This is a genomic window from Colwellia sp. 12G3 (assembly GCF_002836775.1).
Classification (GTDB): domain Bacteria; phylum Pseudomonadota; class Gammaproteobacteria; order Enterobacterales; family Alteromonadaceae; genus Colwellia.
Genome location: NZ_PJAQ01000043.1, coordinates 215499 through 239839 on the forward strand (window position 1 = coordinate 215499; position 24341 = coordinate 239839).

Genomic DNA, 24341 nt, shown 5'->3' on the forward strand with positions numbered 1-24341 from the left:
CGTTTACAATCTATTTTTTTTGAGCGGTTGGGAGAAAATATTAAGTTATTGATGCCAAAATCAAGAGCCGTAAAACATGACTCTTACCTAGAGAGTTATCAAAAAACTAAAGAAGCTAAACTTATAGGTAAAGGCGGTAGCGTAATAGTGCGTAATAAAAATGGTCAAGAGTTTCCTATTTACTTAGCCATTGCTCAATTTGAAAATTGATTAAATGATTTTCATAGCAATATTAATTAAAACTATGGCACGTTTACACCATACCACTGTTATTACGTTTTGTAGCAGTCCTAACAAACATTATTGTAGTAAATGACTGCGCCCGAATAACGGGTTCGTTTTACTTGAATTGATAAGGTTTATGGCAATTTGGGTTAGCCAGAATATATCGATAGTCTTTATCTTTTTTTGTGGCTCTACAATTAAACAGGAATTTAAGAATAATGAATAATCGTTTCAATAATAACGAAACTAGGTTTGCTACTACTGAGCAATTAGTATCAATTACTGACCTCGATGGGAAAATTACTTATGCGAACCCAGAGTTCTGCAAGGTTGCTGGATATGAACTTGAGGAATTAGTAGGGCAACATCATAATATTGTTCGCCACCCAAATATGCCTAAAGCTGCATTTTCGGATCTATGGGAAAAACTTAAACAAGGTGATTCATGGCGAGGGATGGTAAAAAACCGTTGTAAAAATGGTGGTTTTTATTGGGTTGATGCCTATGTGACTCCTTTATATGAAAAGGGGTCTATAAAAGGCTATCAGTCAGTTAGAACATGTCCCACAGAAGAGCAAAAAATTAAAGCTCAACAACTTTATGACACGTTAAATAGCGGTAAATCCATACGTGATATTAGATCGAATATCAGCTTGAAGCGACTTTTTGCCACAATGATTATTATATTATCGTGCATGATTAATTGGATATACGTGGGCTCTATCATCTCAATTGTCATCTTATTAATGTCTTTTATATTAGTTTTTATAACTTTTTCAGAAGAGCTAGTCGCTTTTCCAAATGCAACGAAAAAAATCAAATTGTTGTTTGATAGTCCGTCACGCATCATATATTCAGGAAAAGGGTTAACAAATATTCTCAATTATCCCGTAGAGCTATATAAAGCACGCGTTGGAACTATACTGGGTAGAAGTAGTGATTCAGGAAGAGTGCTTGTAAACCTAGCAAGTGAACTGGAAAAAGTATCGAGCGAAATGCTTGAAGGTATCAATGATGAAAACTCACATTTAGCGCAATTTGCTACGGCAATTACCGAAATGAGTGCGACGATTGATGAGGTTAGTAGCAATACAACTCAAACCCATGACAAAGTTATAAATATTCAAAATGAATGTAAACAAAATATTGAAGTGATTGAAGTTAGTCAAAACAGAATACATAATTTAACTGGGGATGTCGAAAATGCAGCCACGAATGCAATAACTTTAGTGACAGACGTTGATAAAATCTCTACCGTTATGTCTGAAATTCAGGGCATTGCTGATCAAACAAACTTGTTAGCTTTGAATGCTGCGATAGAGGCTGCGAGAGCTGGCGAACAAGGACGTGGTTTTGCTGTGGTTGCTGATGAAGTAAGAACACTGGCAAGTAGAACGCAAGATGCAACGGTTCAAATTCAGACTTCAGTTCAAAAGTTGCAAACAACCTTAAAAGAGTGGAGCCAAGTAATGCTTGTTAATAAATCTAACGCCGAAAAATGTTCTGAAGATACAGTGAATATCAAATCTGCAATGGAAAGTATTATTGTGAATGTTACTGATGTGAGTGATATGACAGCACAAATTGCTACAGCAACAGAAGAGCAAAGCGTGGTAGCGAATCAAATCAATCAAAGTATTCTTAACATTGATGAAATATCTAAAAACAACGCTTTGTTGGCACAAAAAGTCAATAAAACCGGTGTTGATGTATACGAAAACGCGACAATTATCGATGCGTTAAGCGCAACATTTAAATAATAGAATAGGGGAGTGCTTAATACAACTGCCCTTACCGAAGATATTATTCAAGCCAACAATATTTTTGTTTGCAAGTAATTTATACATAACTTTACTCGATTATGTATTTTAAGGATGTTTGTGAAAAAGTTATTTAACCCGGCTATAAATGTAATGAACAATCTAAGTTACCCTCGTAAGTTTATGTTACTTGGGGGACTTTCTCTCCTAGCATTATTGATTGTTTCAATTTCTTTAATCAGATATTTATCAGGGTCAATCAATACAGCTAATTTGCAATTAGAAGGTATTCATCAGGCTCAAAAGACATCACAACTGATTCATTCACTACAACAACATAGAGGGATTTCTACAGCTGTTTTTTCAGGTGTTAATGAAAGTCCTAATCATCTTCTATCAATTAATAAAAAAGTCGTTGATACCCTCAACGTTCTTAGTACTGACTTGCCGTTAGAGTTAAAGGAAATAGCAAAATGGTCTTCTATTATTCATCAGTGGGAATATTTAAATACTAACGGGCTTACTTTAGGGCTAGATGAGAGTTTGCATTTACATAAAGAATTAATTAACAATATCAATTCTTTACAGCTAAATTTGGCTGACTACTATTATTTGTTAGTCATGGATGATCTGGACTCCTATTATCTAACCAATAGTTTCTTATTCACAGTTCCGATCACATTAGAGCTGCTAGGACAAGCGCGTGCTGTTGGTGTTTCATATTTAGTGAATAAAAGTACAAAAAATAAAAATACCATAATAAAATCCTTATCGAATACCATCGTCCCATTAGGCGTGTTCAAAGAGAATATACGTAAGATTAAAAGGGAACTGATTTCGGACGGAGAAAGTATTTCAGCTCAAGCTCTAATTAAAACAATCCAGAACCATACAAAAGTCACCTTAGACGAAATATTAGCCGATACAACGTCTTTAAGTCCTTTAACATTTTATGATGACTCAACTTCCGTTATTGATAAAGGGTATGATTTTTTAGATAACTCACTTTACTTTACACTACGGAGCTTACTTCACAGCAAAGTTAATCAGGCAAACACTCAATTAATCTTGAGTATTGGTTTTTCGTCAACGCTATTTATTATTGTCCTTTATTTTATAGTAGGACTGTATTTCTCAACAATTAGAAGTATAAATTATTTAATTAAAGTAACGGACGATTTTTACGGTGGGGATCTTGATGCTCGTGTTACGCTTTATACGAATGATGAGCTAAATAATCTTGCGATTGGATTTAATGAAATGGCTGAATCTTTTCAAAAATTACTGATTGATAAGGAAGAAATAAGCACAAGATTACGCGCTATTATTGATAATTCACCAATAGGAATTTGGTTTGCAGGTATAGATGGTCGTTACCACTTTGTAAATAAAACATTCTGTACCTTAGCCGGAATAGAAGAAAAAGACATGCTAGAAACGCCTATATCTAAATTAGCCCATTTATTGGGAGATGAGATGGCACAGCATTGTTTCGACTCCGATATAGCGGCCTTAGGACAAGATGTTCCTCATGTTTCCTATGAAAAAATCCCCCGTTTAAATAAAAAACCATACCAGCTTGAAATAACAAAAGTAAAATTGCTAAATACACAGGGTGAAGTTATTGGTTTGATAGGGATCAGCAACGATATAACAGATAAACGCCAACAAGAAGATGATTTAAAACTTGCAGATATGGTGTATCAAAATAGTTCTGAAGCAATGATGATCACTAATGTTGATAATGAGATTGTGGCGATTAACCCTGCTTTATCTAACATCACTGGTTATAGCAAAGATGAACTAATAGGAAAAGACCCCAAAATATTTAGTTCGGGTAAACAAAGCCACCAGTTTTACCAATCAATGTGGGAGGAATTACAACTAACAGGAAGCTGGCAAGGTGAAATTTGGAATACCAAAAAAAATGGCAGTGACTATGTCGAATGGATTTCAATTAACACCATTTATGATGATTATGGCAAAGTTTTCAGACGAATTGCATTATTTTCAGATATTACTGAAAAGAAAGAGGCGGATGAATTGATATTAAGGCAAGCTAATTATGACAGCCTAACGAAACTCCCCAACCGAAGAATGTTTATTGATCGGTTGGAGCAAGAAATCAAAGTATCACATCGTAAGAAACAAGAATTCGCTTTAATTTTTATTGACATAGATAACTTTAAAATAATTAATGACAGTATGGGTCATGATTATGGTGATGCACTTCTTGTCGAAGTAGGGAAAAGAATTACTCATTGTATTCGAGAAGCAGATACTGTTGCTCGAATAGGTGGTGATGAATTTACAATTATTTTGTCTGACTTATCGGAACTATATAATGTTGAATCTATTTGCCAAAAAATATTAATAGCCCTAAACAAACCTTATTATATATCTGAAATGCCGACATATATATCTGCTAGCATAGGCATAACAGTCTCTCCAAATGATGGCAATACTACTTTGGAGTTATTTAAGAATGCAGATCAAGCCATGTATCTTGCTAAGAGTCTTGGGCGTAATAGATTTTGTTATTTTACCGCATCAATGCAAGAAGAAGCACTAAACAATTTAGCATTAATGAATGACTTGCGTAAAGCCATTAGCTTGAATCAACTTGCTGTATTTTATCAACCTATTGTCGAATTACAAACAGGTATTATTCGTAAAGCAGAAGCCCTTTTACGTTGGAAACATCCTGTTCGCGGCATGGTGAGTCCCGCAGAATTTATACCTATGGCTGAAGAATCAGGCTTAATCGTAGAAATTGGTGACTGGGTCTTTAAAGAAACAGTTCAGCAGATTAAAAAATGCAAAAAACAGCTCGGTTTAGACATACAAATTAGTGTCAATAAGTCACCTGTACAATTTAGAGAAACAACCATTCAATTAGATTGGCTAAGCTATCTTACTGAAAATGAATTATCAGGGGAAAGCATTGTTATTGAAATAACAGAAGGTCTATTAATGGATAATAATACGAGCACCATAGAGCGACTTTCTCAGTTCAGAGCGGCTGATATTGAGCTGTCTATGGATGATTTTGGTACAGGGTATTCGTCACTATCGTACTTGAAAAAATTTAACCTTGATTATCTAAAAATTGATCAGTCATTTACTAAAAACCTAGCCCCTGGCTCAGTTGATATGATTTTATCAGAAGCTATTATCACAATGGCTCAGAAGTTAGGGTTAAGAGTTATAGCTGAAGGAATTGAAACAAAAGAACAAATGAAGTTACTCATGGATTCTGGATGTGATTATGGCCAAGGTTATTACTTCTCAAGACCTATACCTGGAGATGAATTTATGCAGTTATTATCTCGAACTAACCATTTCCTGAATTCGAATAGTCTAGGATTAAACATTGAAAATCACAGTTAAATAATTATAATTTTGGACTACATAAATTAACTAGTGATTACATGAAAAAGTAAAAACGACATACTGATTTGAGCATGTATTAATCTTTTTTTAACGAAGATAAATTAACACATTTATCACAAATCCAATGTAATTCTAATGTTATATATTCGATTAAATTGATTTCATATACTTTAGATTTACCCATAAAAATAAATGAAAGGTATCGTTAAAGGCGATTTCAATAATAAACCTATGTGTATTGATAGAGTTTTTTATCCTATTAATGTAATAAAAAATTATTGATTTATCTTGGTTTTTGATGCTATTCCACTGATATTAATAGTTTTCACATATACCCTTAAGCTTTATTATAAAGGTAAAGGAATAGTTATTTCCCAGCTCTCATATTCATACAATTTTCTCCGCCACATTAAAATAATCCGCTATCCGAAATGTTAGCGGATTTTTACTTTCTATATTTTGATATTGTTAAAAAGTTTGTATTAAAAAAATCAGATTACTATCATAAACCAAATTACTTTGGTGATTTCAGTTGTGGTTTTAAAAATTAAATTAATTGAAAACAGTATTAAGGATTACTTTTTATGCAATATAGTCCTTTCACTCTGAACAAATCTATAATTAGGATGGTCAGATCATATGCCAATTTCATACGAATATTGTGCACTCATTATTCTTATATTTTCTTATTCAATAATTTTTGCAATCTTTGCAATAAGATCTGAGAATTTATTGGTTTTAACAATAGCTGCTCATGAATAGTCCCATCTGTTTTCAATTGTTTCTTTTGATCAGTAAAGCCGCTAACTAACTGAATCTGCACCGTTGGGTAATTCTCTTTTACAATTGCTGATAATTGGTAACCATCCATGTTGGGCATTATCACGTCTGAGAGTAATAAATCGATATGTTGAGTTTTTAGTATTTCTAAAGCTTGATTAGCGCTATTAACACTAATCACATGATAATTCTGCCGCTTAAGTATTTCACTCGTTGCATGGAGAAGAGCAGGCTCGTCATCTACCACTAAGATAGTTGAGTTTTTATTTTTCTCTATTGTTAAAGGGATTTCAATATGTGTTTTATTCTTAATATTGCCAGGGGAACGAGGGAAGTATAAAGAAAAGCAACTTCCACAATCTAATTTAGAAGTAACTTGAATAATGCCATGACTTCGCTTCATAAAATTAAAAACAAGTGATAACCCAAGGCCTGTACCCTTTTCACCCTTTGTTGAATAAAAGGGATCAAATATCCTTTCTTTAACTTCTTCGGTCATTCCTTCGCCAGTATCCGTAAAGGTAAGCAAAACGTAATCCCCACATTTTACGTCGAAAATTGATGCTTGCTCTTCACTCAGCTGATCATTGTATGTTCGAATAATAAGTTGACCGCTACCATCTATGGCATGCATAGCATTGATAGATATATTGATAATGACATCTTCTAAGTCATTTATGTCTACTGAAATAGGCCAGAGATCATTAGTGAGTTCGTATGTTAACTGGATCCTTGACGTGAGTGTTTTCTCCAACAAATCTTGGTTTTTATTTATCAAGTTATTAATATTTACAATTTCATTACTTTCACCCTTATCTTGAGTTAAGTTTAATAATTTCTTTGTTAGATTAGAGCCTCTAGCACAAGAGTCGTTTATGTTATTAGCATAACCAAGTAACTTAGGTTGATCACTTAGATTTAGCTGTAGTAGCTCACTATACCCCATAATAATACCTAACATATTGTTATAGTCATGAGCAATACCGCTAGTTAATGTAGCAAGAGCATTCATTTTATTAACTCGGTTTAAATGCTTTTGATGGTTTATTTGATCTGTAATGTCTGTTGAAACGCAACAAACAGCATAGATATCGCCATTACTCTCAAATAATGGGAATTTAATTAATAAATAATGATGAATACCATCAATTTGAAGGATCTCTCCTTTAAAGTTTATTTTTTCTCTTTTTCTAATAACTTCCTTATCTTGCATTGATAACTTATCGGCAAGGTCTTTAGGGAAAAGGTCGTAATCTGTTTTTCCAATAGCCTCTTTCTGAGGGATATTAATTGCCTTTGCAAATTCACTGTTGACAAATTCATACTTGCCTTGTGTGTTTTTTACATGAATAAAATTTGAAGTATTATCCATAATCGCTTGTAAATTATGTTTATTTTTTTTAATTTCTTCAAACGTTCTACTGAGTAAAAATAATGGGAATAAAATGAATAATAAAATTATAAATAGCTTTATTCTAAAAATAAATTTATTAGAATTTACTAGCCAACCAGATTTTGGTGTTGCCAAAATTGTCCATTGACTAAATGGTGATGACATAGTTAAGATCACAGGATCAAACATACTCACTTCGTCTTTACCCAAAATGAGATGTTGGGTGGTACTATCCAAAATTCTAATGTTTAAATTCTTTAAAAGTGGATTTAGTCCACTTTGTTCAAAAAATACGTCTACATTAATCACTGAAGAAATAATTCCCCAAAAATAGGATTTGGAATTAGCGGTTGGCTGAATAAAAACAGGAAATCGAGTAATAAAGCCTTGTCCCCCTTGTATAAGGTTGACAGGTCCTGTCATATTCAACTTTCTACTGACCCGTACTTTATTTATAGCTATCAATTGGTCAGGTATATCACGATAATCAATACCTATCGCTAGTTCATTTCCTGCTTTTGGGTTCATATACTTGATGATTAGATTGGGAGCAATTGCAATATGCTGTATTTGAGGGTTGTTGGTAAGTAAGGGCGACGATAGTGCGATAAACTTCTCTTCTGACATAGCAGGTTCTAGGGTGACTGAAATAACTAACCCTTTGATTAATTGCATATTACTACTGATATTCCCCTCGAGCTTAGCTTTTACCTCTGCCACATCATTGAGAACATCATGCCGTAGTTGTTGAGTGTTTTTTTCCGAATCTAAATGATCAATATATAAAATAAACCCTAAAAGTATTAAAGAAACAAATACAAGGGGATATAAAATGAATTTTCCATAATGAGGTAGCTTAAATATTTTCATTTATTAGCTCGAATAATCATTGAACATGTGAGATTAACATCATTTTTTCATAAATTGACTATATAGGAAATTAAAATACGTCCGTAGAACAGTTAATTTAACGTATGGGATAATTGCCTAACTATAGGTCACATAGACTAATAAATGAATTAGCATCAAAAAACACATACCTTTATCTATGGAGGACGACCGTTATCACAAATTTGCAAGCTTTATGGGTTTATTGACCTATGACCGTTCTAGATCAAAATATACAAATGTTTCAGTATAAATTTCCAAATGCTAATTTCCCCAAAGTAGTATTAGTTTGCATTAGGAAATTAATGCAACGCATCATGAAATCATCGGGTTCAAATGTATTCTTGACAAAAGTAAACATAAGAAGTCAATCTATATAATGTTTGGCAATCTCAAACATTATGCGTAGTCACATATTTATTAAAATCTATAATAAACAGCTCAAGTTATTTTATAAACTGTTTAATATATACGCTTTAGTTTTATATAATATCTAGCCTAAGGGCAATTTTATTGAATAAAACCAGTGCCCATACTCGTCCCATTCTGCCCGCCACATTCTAAGAAACCGCAACTTTAACAAGTCGCGGTTTTTTTTTGCCTTGAATGTGAGGATAGAAAATAGATAAAGGGTTTGTAGCGTTAAACCTTCGAGTAGAGTTCAAATCTCTATCTCGCCGCCACATTAAGAAAAGCCCGTTAATCGAAAGATTAACGGGCTTTTTGATTTCTGCTGTTTATAAAAGCTAAACAATGAGTGTATAGCGCTAAACCCCACATAGAGTTCTAATATCTATCGCACCGCTACATCCATATAACCCATTAGGTTTATCTTAGCTCATTAGCTTTTCGATATTTACCTTGGTAGTCAAAAAGTCTGTCTTTAATACGCCAGTAGAATTTTTGCTTTCTGGCAACGACAAAGTCAGGACAAGGCAATAGGTTTGCTAACTTTAAGGCTTGTTCAATATTAGTCACTTCAAACGATTCAGTAGAGCCCAATTGAACACTGATTTTAGCGCTAAGGCGTTTAGAAAAAATATCATTGAACGTTTTAACTTGATTAGGCATAGCGAAGTCAAAAGATTCACTGAGTTCAGTGCCTTCCTCGTCATGGTAAGTGATTTTTAACTTATCAGCTCCCCCTTTGTCACTGAGTTTGTCACTGTCCTTGCCATTAACTCGGGTTAAATTAAGACCTGCGCAGCGAATAATTTTTGAATCTTTAAGTTGCAGTGCCTTTTTTAACATATCATCGGGGTCAACCAAGACCTCATGACACTGTAAGCAGTTACGAGCAGCTATGTCATTTTCACCACCGCAGTGAGGACACTCTTTAAATACAAAACGATAGTCACATTGACTCTGGCTTTCTACTTGGTATGCTTGTTCTTCACTGCCAGTATCGACGAGGCCTTTGCATCGTCGGCCGTAGTGCTCCACTAAATAACCATCATCATCACAAATGCCCCAAAATATATTGGGAAATTCACAACTTGGGCAAACAACTTGCACTGGCTGACTTTTACTATTCGGCTTTTTCTCTCCGACTTCTGGATGATAGAGGTCAAAATCATTACCGGTATAGTCAATTACCAAGCAATCTTTTTTGTTATCACTCAAACGCAGACCACGACCGATGATTTGCTGATAGAGACTAACCGATTGTGTTGGACGTAATATCGCAATCATATCGACATGGGGCGCATCAAAGCCAGTGGTTAATACTGAAACATTAACCAGGTATTTAATTTCTTTACGTTTGAATGCCTTAATTAACTGATCGCGCTCAGTGTTGTCGGTAGCCCCGGTAATTAACGCACTCAATGTTACGGGTAAATAACTAAAGACTTCCTTTGCATGCTCAACTGTAGCGGCAAATACCATAATACCTTGACGTTTATGGCCTAACTCAATGACCTGTTCAATAATGCCTTGAGTCACCCGGGGATGTTTGTTTAATAGATGATTAATATCCGTAGGGCTATAGTCGCCAGAAGCGTTTGCTCGCAGGCTACTAAAATCGTAGTGTTCTATGGTGGCATCGACTAAATTGGGTTCGGTTAAATACTGGCGTTTAATTAAGTAGCTTAGCGGAAGTTCATAAATACAGTGCTCAAAAGGCCGCTTTTCTTCACTTCGCATGAAACCACGATAATGCTTTTTATAAATCCAGCCCATACCTAAACGGTAAGGGGTTGCGGTTAAACCCAATAATTTTACCTCGGGATTAACTTGCATCAATTTTTCAATAATTTGTTGATACTGATTACTATTGGACAGCTTGCTTTTAGCTTTATCTTTAGACTGTTCATTAGGCTTTTCATTAGACAAGTCAGGGCTAGCTAAGTTAACTCTATGACATTCGTCAATAATAATTAAGGAGTAGGGCTCACTAAAGTCATCTAGATTGCGGGCTGCCGATTGTATGCTGGCGAACGTGACTTGGTGTTGAGTTTCTTTAAGTTTTAATCCAGCAGAATAAATACCGGCAGTAACACCATAGCTTTCAAATTTTTCATGATTTTGCTCGACCAACTCTTTAACGTGAGTTAGCACGAGTATCTTTCGTCTTGCTAAGCGAGCAAGCTCGGCAATTACCAGACTTTTACCTGACCCAGTAGGTAAAACAATCACCGCAGATTCGTTGGTTTTTCGAAAGTGCTTGAGCACCGCAGAAACGGCTTCTTGTTGATAATCTCTAAGTTGAAAAACTGCCACGCAGTGCTGCTGCCTTATAGGGAACTAAAAGCGGCCATAATAGCAAAATAGCGGATAAGTCCAAAATTTAAAACAAACTATTTATCTGTTTTATTCTGATGTCGATATCATTGCTAAATTACGCTTAAATCAGCAAGAAGGTTGGAACAAGTTATTAAGTGAAAGCAAGCACATTAAACATTATGTCAACAATTGTACGGTAACAGCAACGCATCCGTGGTCTCGCCCTGCATTTAGCCAAATAAGCGTGGCTGACAATGTTAGCAACTTTGTAGCTATTGGTGATGCCGCCTGTGCTTTTGACCCCATTTCGTCAATGGGCATAGGCTTTGCTATTTCTTCAGCTTGCCATGGCGCAAATGCGATAATGGCTCAGTTGAATGCTAATAATTTAACTGCTAGTACTGCAAATGTTAATCAGGCGATAAAGCAGTATAATTTGGATTTGAAAAATCAGTTCGATAATTACCATGTACTCAAACAGCAATTTTATCAACAAGAGCAACGTTGGTCTCAGGCACCTTTTTGGCAACGAAGAGTCCTTAATACCAGTGACCTTGAAGAGTTGGCGATTGATAATAGTATAACGTGATTTTATTTGGACCAGATTAATCGTGTGATTGGGGTTTCGCCAAATAGGGTCTAAACCTTAGCAGAGTTAAGATGGCTATCTCACCGACACATTTAAAACCCGCTAATCGAAAGCTCAGCGGGTTTATACTTTTCAGACGTTGCATTTTATCGCTAAGGATTATTGCAAAGTTTTATAATACAGCATCTTCTACGTAGTTTTCAGGATACTCATCATAAAATTTATTCGATTATCAATAAGTTGTCTAAGGTGATATAAAAGTAACTATAAAAGTCATATAAAACAGAAACGAGCATGAATGATGATAAAAAAGAAAAATAAAATGTTAAACAATATCCGAGGGTTGTGTCTTATTTTATCAACGCTCATCTTTGCGACAAACCTTATGGCTGACGATAAAGTATCAGTAAACGCGGATAAAAAGTTAGAAAAGCTGATTGCACAGCATTGGGATTATTCGATGAAAGAAAGTCCTTTATCAGCAACATCAGAAGGTATCAGCAAATATAATCATTTACTTAACCGAGTATCAAAAATTGATAATGATAGGCGACTTGCCGCGGAGACAAAATTACTGGGGCAATTAGTAAAAATTGACCCTACGCAATTGTCTGACTCCAACCGAATAAATCATCAACTATTTAAGTGGGTGATTGAAGGCTCTATAGAAAGTTACCAACTTAATTTATCACGTATTCCACTCAATACTTTTTATAGTTTTTTTCTACAAGTATTAAGTATGAGTAATGGTTTGCCGATGAATACCGCGAAAGATTACCACGATTACATCGCAAGAATTAACGAGATACCGCGCTATTTTAATGAAAATATAACCAACATGCGATCAGGTATTCATTCCAATTTTACCCTGCCAAAAATTGTTGTTGAAGGTATTCTTCCTACGGTACAGGCACAGATATATGAAAAGCCAACGGATAGTAGTCTTTACAAACCTTTTGTGAAAATGAGCACTAAAATATCAGAAAAAGAGCAAGAACAACTTAGAGAATCTGCCAAGAAAGCCATATCACAATCCGCAATACCTGCTTTTAGAACATTTGCCGAGTTTTTCGGCGGAGAATATTTACAGGCAGCCACAATAACGCTTGGCGCAGAACAAATGAATAACGGTAAAGCTTATTATGCTTCTCAAATTAAAAAATATACGACATTACCTAATATCACGGCTAAAGAAATACACCAAACAGGACTGAGTGAAGTCAAACGCATCAAAGCCGAAATGCTTGAAATAATAAAAGAGACAAAATTTGAAGGGACATTTGAAGAATTTACCCAATACCTGCGAACAGACCCACAGTTTTACGCAAAAACGCCAAAAGACTTGCTAAAAGAAGCAGCGTATATTGCTAAACGCATTGATTATATTATGCCTGAATATTTTAAAACGTTACCTCGTCTACCTTATGGTGTTGTTGCTGTGCCGAAAGAAATAGCCCCTAATTATACGACTGCTTCCTATAATTCAGCCGTTGTTGGTGGAACACGTGGTGGTGCTTATTGGCTAAATACATATCAACTTGACCAACGACCATTGTATGAACTTACCGCGTTAACATTACATGAATCAGTACCTGGACATCATCACCAATCGGCTATATCAAGTGAATTGAAAAATGTGCCTAAATTCCGTTTAGGTCTCTATTTTAGTGCCTATGGTGAAGGCTGGGGATTATATTCTGAGAAATTAGGTGTTGAAATGGGTTTATATGATACTCCTTATGATGATTTTGGCAGATTAAGTTATGAAATGTGGCGCGCTTGTCGCTTGGTCATTGATACAGGGATACATGCAATGAAATGGAGTCGACAACAAGGAATAGATTTCTTATCAAGTAATACCTCATTATCACCAACGAATGTTAGATCTGAGGTAGACCGCTATATATCATGGCCTGGTCAGGCACTTTCCTATAAATTGGGTGAATTACACATTTGGAAGTTAAGAAAAAAGGCAGAAAAATCATTAGGGAAACAATTTGATTTACGTGAATTTCATGATGCTTTATTGAGTAATGGTGCATTGCCATTAGCTATGGTTGAAGCTGAAATAGATCGGTATATCGCCTTAAACAAAAAATAGGAAAGAGTGCCCATTCTGCCCACCATATTAAGAAAACCGCAACGTTAACGCGTCGCGGTTTTTTTTCGATTGAATTTGATACTTTGAATGGTAACGGGAATAAGACCTTTACTATATAATATGCGCATATGCACTCATAATTTATTATTTATCACGGAATTCACATGAATTTACAACAAGCTTTATTGGCAATAGGTGATACACGAGACAACGAATTACCTATTACGGGTCTCGAAGTAGTTAAAGAAAAATGGCTAGAATTTTATCCTGAATTAGAACGGCTGATAGATCAATTTATCGCAGATGATACATCGTTAACCGACGATCAGCAGACCATTTTATTTTTTGGTACTTTATTGTTAGCAGAATTAAAATATTCTCCAGCTTTAGAAAAGTGTTTGCAGTTATTTTCACGTAGCGATACGTTTTTAACGCCTCTTGAAGCGGTATTTGGCGATGCGCTTACTGAATTAACACCGACCTTATTTTATAATGTGGTCGATGGTAATACACAAGCATTGTGTAATTATATTGTTGATGGTCATCAAGCGATGTATTGCAAAGCATCTGCTATAGAAGCGGTTTTTGCTCAGTACGAAGCGGGTATTATTGATGAATTCGTATTAAGTGCACATGTAACTCGATGGCTAACTGTATTTTCGGCTTTACCGAGTTTAACCAATAGCTTTTTACTTAGCGCATTAGCCGATTCTTGCATTGAATATCAACTTGATGATTTTAAAAGTCAGTTTATTAGTTTATGTGACAAAGATTTATTTGATGAAGACCGTTTTAAACAAGATGAAGTTAAAGTGTGGAATAGGGCAGGTACGCCTAAGTTGATTGAATCGGGTATGATTCAAACCCAATTTAATGTTGTTACCACCTTAACTGCTTGGGCTGATGATGACTCAGAAGATGAAGAACTCGATAATCTATCAAGCGAAGATCTTGAAGACTTTGATGGCTTTGATTCGTTAATGAGAGAAGGTGGTTTATTGGCTAATATCCTGTACGACGAAAATACAATTATAGAGAACAGTGTGCCTGTTAGTTCATTACCTGTAGTTGGCCGCAATGATCCTTGCCCGTGTGGCAGTGGAAAGAAATATAAAAAGTGTTGTAGAGTTTAGTTTAGGTCAGTCGGCTGGAACAGCTAATTGTGCTTGTATCACTCAGACATACCCGTAAGAGAGTAATAATACTCTTACGGGAAATATTTGTGTAACCACTTTATGTTGCTAGTTCATTCACGGCAATGGCAAGTAACGGCTCTAGATAGGCTTAATGCTAAAAGGTAATCTTGTTGATTAAGGTCAAGTAAACCCTATAAAACACGTCTATTCATATTCAATAGTGCAAGATCAGTAGTAAAATAATAGCCCTCATTAATAAACTAAGTAGTTATCATGATAGTTGACCTAAATAGCCGTTACGGCTTAAATCCTGCGCATAGTGAAGTAGTAGAGGCGTGTAAAATTGTTGAGCCATGCGATACGTTAGATATGGGTTGTTCTAATGGACGTAATGCAGTGTATCTCGGCCAACTCGGATTTAACGTTACTGCCATAGATACTAATCCTAGTGCCATTGATACGCTGAAAAATATTAGTGTTGAAGAAAATATGAATAATATTAAGGCTCACGTGTATGACATTAATAATGCGAGTCTTGGTGAAGATTATGGCTTTATTTCTTGTACTGTCACTTTAATGTTCATCGACCCCACTCGTGTTGATACTATTATTGCTGATATGCATAAGCACACTCTTGCTGGCGGTTATAATCTGATTGTTTGCGCTATGAGCACTGAAGAACACCCATGCCCAGTCCCTTTCCCTTATACTCTAAAAGCTGGCCAGTTGCGTGAGGCTTATGAAGGGTGGGAGCTGATTAAGTACAATGAAAATGTAGGTACTATGCACAATGGCGCGAAATTGCAGTTTGCGACTATATTGGCGCGTAAACCGAGCTAAAACATATCCATATTTCACCACTCATTAAATAAGATTGCTGAACAACGTCAGCAATCGCAGTATAATAGTGCAATATTATTCAAGGTCTTTAAAATCTAGTATGGCAGAGCAACAAAATCATCCCGAATTAACCGTTATACAAATTCCTCTCACGGAAGAAAATAGGCTTGATTCAATAAACCCAGCGCCAATAAAGCCAGATTTAATAAACAAGAGTGCATCTGTTACTGATCAAAGTAGTCGAAAAGTTAATAAAGCCTCGCCTAAGATTGTACTTGCGACACTTAACGCAAGGTACTTTCATACCAGTTTTGGTTTACGTTACCTTTACGCAAATTTAAAAGAGTTACAGGAATATTGCGTAATAAAAGAGTTTATTATTCAAACTCGCGCCATTGATATTGTTGAACAAATATTAGCATCAAAACCCGATATTGTAGGTTTTGGTGTTTATATCTGGAACATAGTTGAAACAACGGACGTTGTTAGCTTATTAAAAGTAATAGCACCAGAGATTAAGGTTATTTTAGGTGGGCCAGAAGTCAGTTATGAAACTGAGCAGCAAGCTATTGTAGCTAGTGCCGATTATGTATTAACTGGTCCAGCAGATATAAGTTTTTATCAACTGTGTAAAGATATACTCAATGAAACGCCTCCCGACAGAAAAATTCTTAACTCAAAGCCCGTAGCGTTAGAAGAAATAGCATTGCCTTATCAGTATTATACGGATGAAGACTTAAAAAACAGACTGCTCTATGTTGAAGCGTCGCGTGGTTGCCCCTTTAAATGTGAGTTCTGTTTATCGTCTTTAGATAAAACATCCACTCCCTTTGATCTCACATTATTTCTTGAGCAAATGGAAATACTCTATGAACGTGGAGCACGAAATTTTAAATTTATTGATAGAACCTTTAATTTAAACATAACAACCACCATGCAAATTATGCAGTTTTTCTTAGATAGAATGACTGACGATCTATACCTGCATTTTGAAGTAGTACCCGATCATTTACCTAGAAAATTAAAAGCCTTGTTAGCTCAGTTTCCTGAAGGCAGTTTACAATTTGAAATAGGGATACAAACCTTTAACACAGAGGTTCAGGCTAATATTAGCCGTAAGCAAAATAACGCCAAATCAAAAGATAACTTAATCTGGTTAAGAGACAATACCTCTGCACATATTCATGCTGATCTTATTTTTGGTTTACCTGGAGAAACATTCGACACGTTTAAAGACAGCTTCAACCAACTCTATCACTGTCGCCCTCATGAAATTCAAATGGGTATTTTGAAACGTTTGAAAGGTAGTCCAATTATAAGACACACAGAAGCCTTTGATCTGCGTTTCAATCCATTGCCGCCATTTAATATATTAAGTACTGACAGGGTGAGCTTTACCACCATGCAACGCATTAACCGCTTTGCGCGATATTGGGACATGATTGGTAATTCTGGCCGTTTTAAATACTCATTACCCCATATACTGTCTGATAAACCTTTTGATGATTTTATGGCGATTACCGAATGGATTTTTAATAAAACGGGACAAATTCATAAAATTAGCCTGAAAAAATTATTTGAGCTAATTGCACAATCAGTAGAAGCTTTATTTCCTGAAAAGCATCTGCTTGTTATTTCAAAGATTGAACTAGACTACGATGCATCGAAATTAAAAAGTATTTTTAGTGGGCTTAATCTTTATGCGGTTGAACAGACTGAAAAAAATAGCAAGAACAATTCATTACAACGACAACAACGTCATATGAGTTAATGGCTACGTATCACATAATTTATTCTTTGTTGTCTCAAAAGTGTCTGACCGTTGATAGAAGTAAGCTCACTGTTAAAATTAAGAGAATAGTTTACGGGTATTTGTGAATTTTATTACTAACGAGGTACGTTAGCTTCATTTTTAGTGTGTATTTGTTTGTTTTTTTAGCAAACAAACTTAAATATTAAAATAGTGCTTTACAACTTATTGGCGAGACATTAGTATTCGCCTCGTTCTCAAGCAAGCATTGTTTAACTCGCTTAATTGTTAACTTCAGGTGAGATGGCTGAGTGGTCGAAAGCACCGGTCTTGAAAACCGGCAAGGGTTTGTAGCCCTTCTAGAGTTCAAATCTCTATCTCACCGCCACATTAAGAAAAACCCGTTAATCGAAAAATTAACGGGTTTTTTGTTTGCCCAGCGAAGCAGGCAAACCCGATAGGCTGAAAGATGCCTTATCACTTTCTTGATAGCTGACGTTCATCACAGATAAGGATATCTGTTTTTTGATGATGGTTTTTTATTAATCTGAATGCGAAATATGCCACCAATATAGTCATTCTAAATATGCAGAATAAACCGTTTTACATTACTGAGGTAGAGTAGTTAATGGGCATTCAATCAGTATGTTTATACCTTTACCCAATTCACTCTTTATTTTTATTGTACCTTTAAGTTGCTCAGTTATTAAATTATACACGATAGACATACCCAAACCTGTTCCTCCTTGACCTCTTTTTGTTGTGAAAAAGGGTAACATAATTTGACCGATATTTTCTTCTGGAATACCACAACCATTATCTATATATTCGGCAATAATATTATCTTGCGTGGTTGAAACTTTTATATTAATTTCGGGATTGTTATTATTTTCAAATGCATGATTACAGCTATTAAGTATTAAATTAGAAAAAATTTGTGACCATGCGCTTGGATAGGAATAGATGGTTAGTTTTTCTACAACATCAAGTTTTACATTTACACCATATTTAGTCATCTCTGTTTTGAGGCTTAATACCAAAGACCTAAGCGATTTTTCAACATCAAATATGTGGATATTTTGATCACTATGATCAACCGCCGTTTGTTTAAAATGATGAATTAAATCAGCTGCCCGGCCTAAATTGTGCTCTAACATAAACAGCAGTTTATAACTCTCTTGAAGGAATGATTTAAATAGACCTTCTGATAGTCGTCCATCTTTCATTGCTTTTTCTAATTTTTTTATGGAATCAGTAATCGCCGAACTTGCTGTTATACTTATCCCTAAAGGCGTATTAACTTCATGGGCAATACCTGCGACAAGATTTCCTAATGCCGCCATTTTTTCAGATTCAACTAATTGTGCTGTTCGCTCTTTTATTGTCTTCTCTAATTTATCATTAATATCGTTAAGTTTTTGTTCACTTTGTTTCAAAGCCTGAGCATTAATAGCTCTACCAATTAAGTCCGCCAGACTGCTTACAAAAGTCGCTTCGTCTTCAGACCATTGCCTTTTATTTCCGATATGTTCACAGCAAATAATGCCAATCATTTCTCCTTTATGTCTAATGGGTACGTCAAGCATTGAGCTTATTTCTAAGGGCGTAAGATAGCCTTCACTAAATTCACTGGTGGCGTTATTTGTATGGGCATCATTAGCTAAAATAGCTCGTTCGCCTTTAAGTGCTAACAAATATTGAGGATAATCCAATGCAGAAATAGTTAAGACTTCTATTTCTGTTTGATGGTATGTATCAATAAGTAACTGGCAATTTATTTCAGAATAATCACCTTTTACGAACCAAACACCAGCTCGTTGAATATTCAATCCTTTATGTAAAGAACTAATAACCAATCTATAAGCTTTTTCTAGTTCGCCATTATCAATTAAGGGCGACTTAGAAACTTGATGTAAAATATCTTCTAACTGTTCATTCATGCTTTATTCCTGATCGGGATTTTCAACTCTAATATTGACGAAAAAATCAAATTGTTCAATTAAAACATCTGCAATCATTGGATCGAACATTTGACCTGTTTGTTCAATTATAAAGTTTTTAATAGCATCATTGCTCCATGCTTCTTTATAACAACGTTTAGAACCCAAAGCATCAAATACATCAGCTAGCGCAACTATACGAGCCTCGATAGTAATATCTGTACCAGATAAACCTTGTGGATAACCTGTACCGTCCCATCTTTCATGATGGCCACAAGCTATTTTTGCTGCAACTTGAAAAATAGTTTGTGGTGATTTAGCTAATATTTGAGCACCTATTTGTGCATGACTTTTCATCACTTCCCAATCGTTACCTTCAAGCTTGCCCGGTTTATTAAGGATGTGGTCTGGAATTGCTATTTTCCCTACATCATGAAGAGGTGAAGCGTAACGGATTATTTCAGCTTGTTCAGGAGATAACCCTATAGATAACGCCAATGCTTCACTGATGATTGACACACGTTTAACATGTGCTCCTGTTTCTTTACTTCTACTTTCAACGGCTTCACCTAAAAGGTATACAAGTTGGCGTTGTACATCAATCATATCCTCATTTTTGAGTAGCATTTCATAGGTGAGTGATACATTGGCACAATACAGTTCTAATAATTCTAAATCATAGTCATCAATGTCTTGTTCTGAGATAATAGCGAGTACGTTTTGATGGCCAGACGGGGTTTTTAAATAAGCAATATATCCGTTTTCAAACTTAATACTTTTCTCTGAATTCAATGCGTCATCAAATTTAGTCTTTATCTCATCGGGTAAAGAGTCGTAAGTCGTTAAATTATTTTCATTTCTATATTCTGACGTTGACGCCATAAAATATTGTTGTCTCTCATTGTTTTCTGGGTTCGGGAAAGTTGAAGCATATACAGCTTGCGATTTATAACCTTGTAATACTACAATTTGCTCTAAAACAGCGTTCGCAAAATTAGAAAGTGTCGAGCTTTTTAATACATTAGAGGTTGATTCTAGAACATTATGTATGCCTTGGCGGCTTCGTTCTATGGTTTCAATATCACGATAAGAACGTATACTGGAATAAAATAGAGTTCTTAGTTTTTGCGTTGTTAATTCTGTTTTAGATTTGTAATCATTAATGTCATATTTACTGATGACTTCACTCTCGGGTGCTTGTCCAGACTGTCCGGTTCTTAACACCAGTCTTACTTTATGATTTTCTAGTTCGTTTCTTACAAAATCAATTAGTTCAAGACCCGCATGCTCTGACTCCATCACAACATCAACTATGGCTAAAGCTATATCAGGGTTATCCTTGAATTTTATCATCCCTTCTGCTTTGGAGTATGCACTGATAATTTCAATAGGTTTATTATCGACGGTAAAACCACTCATTGTCATTTTGGTAATGGTATGAACATCTGCCTCGTCATCGACGACCAAAACTAGCCAAGGAGCTAACTGAATTTCATTTGTAGGGGATTCTTCTTCGGTTGAAAATAAACTATTAGACATAGGCAACTTTAAGTGAAATAAATACTATCTGTTAAATATAGCTTAAAAATTCAGGACCCTAATTTTAAATTTACAATAGTTTAAAACTGCACTGGTCATACAGAACAAGACGCATGTGTTGTGGCTTGTTTAAACACTATTTGATATGAAACTCCTCCGTCTGCAATATAGCCTTGCAGCCGTCATAGAACTTGTGCTTGTTCTATAATTATATTTTTTTAATAAAATTAGTCTCAAAAACGATTTTGGGAACGTCCGCTTTACCAATGATTTTCAATTCTGCTGTCGAATGCCTTAGGTCAACTAACTAGTGCTCAGTTGACCTCGATAAACACTCTAAATTTCAAAATACTACTTCCCTTTTGCGGACATAAAAGTCATAACAACTAATTCATGAAACTATATTCGTATATTTATTAGCATTAAGCCAGTGTTCATCAGAGAGTTCTTCAGCTAGCCATAAGTGACGGTTAGCTATAACTCGTTATGGGGCACATTGCGCCTTAGCGAAATTACTCTATCTGTGATTAAAGGTATAATATTTCATTGATTTAATGAATTAATTAACAATTATTGTTATCTTACCTTAATCATTATTATTATAATTTTACTCTGTAAAAACAATGCAAAAATATTTTGTTCCAAGCAAGCCAGAAGGGTCTCTTAAAAGAGACTATTTATTAAAGCATCTTGATAATGCTTTGAAAGACAATGCTAAATTGGCATTTATTAAAGCCCCTTCAGGTTACGGTAAAACCTATCTTATGATCGATTATGCCCATCATATTAGCGGTAAGTTGGGCATTCCTGTTTGGACAACATTAGATGAAGATGATAATTCACCAGAAGCTTTTTTTGTTCATTCCATAACGCAATTAAAGGAAATTGGGGTATTAAGAGAGAGTTTTTTTTATGATGAAAATATATCATTACTGAGATTTATGGACCGATTTATCGAAGAAGTTTCATTATTCGATAAATCGGTTTACTTATTTTACGAAAATTATCAACATATAAATAATCAAGTACTGGTCGATCTTATGCAGCAATTGTTATTGGTTAACTCTACCAATATAAAGATAGTTGTGAGTAGTCGGCTAGAATTACCTTTTCCTGCGGCCAAATTTTATGTTAATGAAAGAATTGTTAAAATAACCCATGATGATTTGGGATTTTCAAAGGATGAAATAAAAGATTTCGCACAACTTATTCAGCCTGAACCGTTAAGTGATGATGATGCCGTTTTAGTTTTAAATCGAACTGGAGGTTGGCCAGCTATTGTGAGTTTAGCGATCAAAAATGTTCATCTTACTGAATCCGATCACGATAAGCTTTTTGCCAAAGCGAATTCAAATTTATCTGAATTTTTTTACCAAGAAGTAATCTGTAATATATCCGAAGAAGAGCGGTTCAACTTGATTTCATTATCGGTAAGTCATTATTTATGTGAACCCTTAGCTGAAATATTAATTGGTGAAAATGACTACTTCGTCAATTTAGCTGGAACTGTTCCCATTATACATTTAGAAAATCAGCATCTATCACATCGGTTCGATTGGTTTATGTTGCAGCCCTTATTGAGAAATTATTTATATCATCAATTAACCAGTGTTGATGACGAACTGGCAAGAATATTACATGAAAGAGTAGGTGATTGGTTTTTAGCGCAAAAAATATATGTCGAAGCTGTTGAGCACTACATTAACGCGAAGCAATATCAAAAAGCAGTTGATATATTAGTGCCTAAAGGCATAAATATCATAGCAAGGGGATATTTTCCGCGCTTTAAAAAGTTAATTCATCAATTGCCTTATGAATACTTAATTTCCAATGTAAGCTTGTTGGCGTCTCAAGGTTGGTATTACGCATTAACGTTCCAACACACTAGTGCCTTATCGACAGTACAAACGATGGATAATCTGTTGTTAGATAATCCCGATTTGGTTGAACAATTTGGTGTGCAAATATTAGGTGTTAAAGGGGCTATAGCGCATTTTTCGGATTCTTTGTATCAACATATTGATGCGATTAAAGCTGAGCTTGAAAAGAGCCCGTTAGCCATCCCTTACGTTGAAAACTCCTTGCGCTCTATACTCGCATTTGATTATCTCAAATCAGATAACTTTGAAGGTTTAACGCACCTCGCGACACAGGGGTTATTTTTTGCCAAAGGAGGCAGTTTATTTTTTAGCACTGTATATTTAAAAGTCACTTTTTCCATGATGTATTTTGCACTGGGTGATTTTGAAAAATGCCGAGAGGTGTGTTGCGAGGCACAAGATTTTATTGCTAGTCAAGAGCACGATAGTCGATTGGGCCATATCATTAATGTTATTCGTGGTATGTTGGCCTATGTTGAAGGTAATTTGGAACAAGCCAAATCATTATTTGATGAGTCAGGGGAAATGGTGGTCAATCTCGCTGATCCGTCTTTTCTTGCCTGGTATTTCCCCACACATATTCAACTATTAACTGACTTAGGTTTGCTAGAACAGCGTGAGATGTTAGTTGAACAACTTATGGATTTATCGCGCTCGCGTCATATACCTATATCAAGGACACCTTTAATTTATGAAGCCATTGACTGTTATTTGAACCAAAATAATTATGATGATGCCTACGCACTGTACGATAGTTTCAAGCATGAGTTAGCGTTATTATCAGCACCTAAAAACGGTCATTTGTTGTTTAATGAAGAAATGATCGACTGTTTGGTCTTGGTAAGTAAAGGACGTTATAGCAAGGTTAGGAAAATACTAACGGATTTATCTCATCAATATGAATTGTCAGGGCGTGTACTGCAACAGCTAAAGTGTTTAATTATGTTAGTGAATGTGTATATTAAAAATACTAAAACTTCATTAGCCAAACAAACATTAAAAACGGTTGTTACCTTTGCTAGTAAGCATAATATTGTTCAATATCTTGGCAGGTTAGATGCCACTGCTATTGGGTATTTATCAGAGTGGTCATTAACAGAATGGTCACCAAAGCGAAAAGCATTTATGGACCTTGTTTGTCAGCGTTTTGAAACACAGGAAAGTAAGTTGCCGTTTTCTACGGCAAATATTGAACCACTCACGTCGAGTGAACAAAAGGTTATGGAGTTACTGGCGCTTGGTTATTCTAATCAACAAATTGCTGATAAATTATCATTATCAATCAATACAGTGAAAACTCACTTAAAAGTATCTTATGCCAAGTTGGGCGTAAACAATCGCATACAAGCGAATATACTCTTTAGTCAAATACATTTTTCTGATAATGACAAAGTGTAGGGGGA

13 protein-coding genes and 1 tRNA gene are annotated in these 24341 nt (G+C 35.2%); 10 read left to right on the plus strand and 4 right to left on the minus strand.

What is annotated here, in order from left to right; genetic code table 11:
- The first annotated feature begins 51 nt into the window (after nt 1–51).
- The 3 genes from CXF71_RS21435 (at nt 52) to CXF71_RS11055 (ending at nt 5375) form a co-directional block, all read left to right on the plus strand.
- Entirely contained in the window at nt 52–210 is a 159-nt protein-coding gene (locus CXF71_RS21435; RefSeq protein WP_157826739.1) for a hypothetical protein, read from the plus strand.
- 233 nt (nt 211–443) lie between these two features.
- Nucleotides 444–1985: a methyl-accepting chemotaxis protein gene (locus CXF71_RS11050; protein WP_101233005.1), complete on the plus strand. Its 1542-nt coding sequence runs from the start codon at nt 444–446 to the stop codon at nt 1983–1985.
- A 120-nt stretch (nt 1986–2105) separates the two neighbouring features.
- Nucleotides 2106–5375: a bifunctional diguanylate cyclase/phosphodiesterase gene (locus tag CXF71_RS11055; RefSeq protein WP_101233006.1), complete on the plus strand. Its 3270-nt coding sequence runs from the start codon at nt 2106–2108 to the stop codon at nt 5373–5375.
- 679 nt (nt 5376–6054) lie between these two features.
- Here the strand turns inward: CXF71_RS11055 and CXF71_RS11060 are convergent.
- Together CXF71_RS11060 and CXF71_RS11065 are read right to left on the minus strand one after the other, a co-directional pair.
- Complete coding sequence (locus tag CXF71_RS11060) at nt 6055–8421, minus strand: response regulator (protein WP_101233007.1); 2367 nt, start codon at nt 8419–8421, stop codon at nt 6055–6057.
- A gap of 846 nt (nt 8422–9267) precedes the next feature.
- Nucleotides 9268–11160, minus strand: coding sequence for a DEAD/DEAH box helicase (locus CXF71_RS11065; RefSeq protein WP_101233008.1), 1893 nt, complete (start codon nt 11158–11160; stop codon nt 9268–9270).
- A 247-nt stretch (nt 11161–11407) separates the two neighbouring features.
- Here CXF71_RS11065 and CXF71_RS11070 point away from each other — a divergent pair, with 247 nt between their 5' ends.
- The 6 genes from CXF71_RS11070 to CXF71_RS11095 all read left to right on the plus strand — a co-directional run bounded on the left by CXF71_RS11070 (nt 11408) and on the right by CXF71_RS11095 (nt 17967).
- Nucleotides 11408–11752, plus strand: coding sequence for a tryptophan 7-halogenase (locus CXF71_RS11070; protein ID WP_101233009.1), 345 nt, complete (start codon nt 11408–11410; stop codon nt 11750–11752).
- A gap of 322 nt (nt 11753–12074) precedes the next feature.
- Nucleotides 12075–13853: a DUF885 domain-containing protein gene (locus CXF71_RS11075; protein ID WP_232771450.1), complete on the plus strand. Its 1779-nt coding sequence runs from the start codon at nt 12075–12077 to the stop codon at nt 13851–13853.
- 164 nt (nt 13854–14017) lie between these two features.
- Nucleotides 14018–14986 carry a DUF1186 domain-containing protein gene (locus CXF71_RS11080; RefSeq protein ID WP_101233010.1) on the plus strand — a complete coding sequence of 323 codons (969 nt, stop codon included), beginning with the start codon at nt 14018–14020 and terminating at the stop codon, nt 14984–14986.
- A gap of 276 nt (nt 14987–15262) precedes the next feature.
- Nucleotides 15263–15829 (plus strand): tellurite resistance methyltransferase TehB, encoded by a 567-nt coding sequence (gene tehB / locus CXF71_RS11085; protein WP_101233011.1) that lies wholly within the window; start codon nt 15263–15265, stop codon nt 15827–15829.
- Between the two features lie 100 nt (nt 15830–15929).
- Complete coding sequence (locus CXF71_RS11090) at nt 15930–17600, plus strand: B12-binding domain-containing radical SAM protein (RefSeq protein ID WP_101233012.1); 1671 nt, start codon at nt 15930–15932, stop codon at nt 17598–17600.
- 276 nt (nt 17601–17876) lie between these two features.
- A tRNA-Ser gene (locus CXF71_RS11095) sits at nt 17877–17967 on the plus strand.
- Nucleotides 17968–18187: 220 nt separating this feature from the next.
- On the opposite strand, the gene CXF71_RS11100 is transcribed toward CXF71_RS11095, so the two are convergent.
- The gene (locus CXF71_RS11100) at nt 18188–19519 is read right to left on the minus strand and encodes a sensor histidine kinase (protein ID WP_101233013.1); all 1332 of its coding nucleotides are present in this window, start codon (nt 19517–19519) and stop codon (nt 18188–18190) included.
- Between the two features lie 3 nt (nt 19520–19522).
- Complete coding sequence (locus CXF71_RS11105; protein ID WP_101233014.1) at nt 19523–21058, minus strand: DUF3369 domain-containing protein; 1536 nt, start codon at nt 21056–21058, stop codon at nt 19523–19525.
- Between the two features lie 623 nt (nt 21059–21681).
- Between CXF71_RS11105 and CXF71_RS11110 the strand changes: the two genes are divergently transcribed.
- Nucleotides 21682–24336, plus strand: coding sequence for a LuxR C-terminal-related transcriptional regulator (locus CXF71_RS11110; protein ID WP_101233015.1), 2655 nt, complete (start codon nt 21682–21684; stop codon nt 24334–24336).
- Nucleotides 24337–24341: the final 5 nt, after the last annotated feature.

Coding starts and splice junctions, on each gene's coding strand:
- CXF71_RS11080 (WP_101233010.1), top strand. CDS start 14,018: ATGAATTTACAACAAGCTTTATTGGCAATAGGTGATACACGAGACAAC.
- CXF71_RS21435 (WP_157826739.1), top strand. CDS start 52: ATGCCAAAATCAAGAGCCGTAAAACATGACTCTTACCTAGAGAGTTAT.
- CXF71_RS11110 (WP_101233015.1), top strand. CDS start 21,682: ATGCAAAAATATTTTGTTCCAAGCAAGCCAGAAGGGTCTCTTAAAAGA.
- tehB (WP_101233011.1), top strand. CDS start 15,263: ATGATAGTTGACCTAAATAGCCGTTACGGCTTAAATCCTGCGCATAGT.
- CXF71_RS11090 (WP_101233012.1), top strand. CDS start 15,930: ATGGCAGAGCAACAAAATCATCCCGAATTAACCGTTATACAAATTCCT.
- CXF71_RS11060 (WP_101233007.1), bottom strand. CDS start 8,421: ATGAAAATATTTAAGCTACCTCATTATGGAAAATTCATTTTATATCCC.
- CXF71_RS11050 (WP_101233005.1), top strand. CDS start 444: ATGAATAATCGTTTCAATAATAACGAAACTAGGTTTGCTACTACTGAG.
- CXF71_RS11075 (WP_232771450.1), top strand. CDS start 12,075: ATGTTAAACAATATCCGAGGGTTGTGTCTTATTTTATCAACGCTCATC.
- CXF71_RS11105 (WP_101233014.1), bottom strand. CDS start 21,058: ATGTCTAATAGTTTATTTTCAACCGAAGAAGAATCCCCTACAAATGAA.
- CXF71_RS11100 (WP_101233013.1), bottom strand. CDS start 19,519: ATGAATGAACAGTTAGAAGATATTTTACATCAAGTTTCTAAGTCGCCC.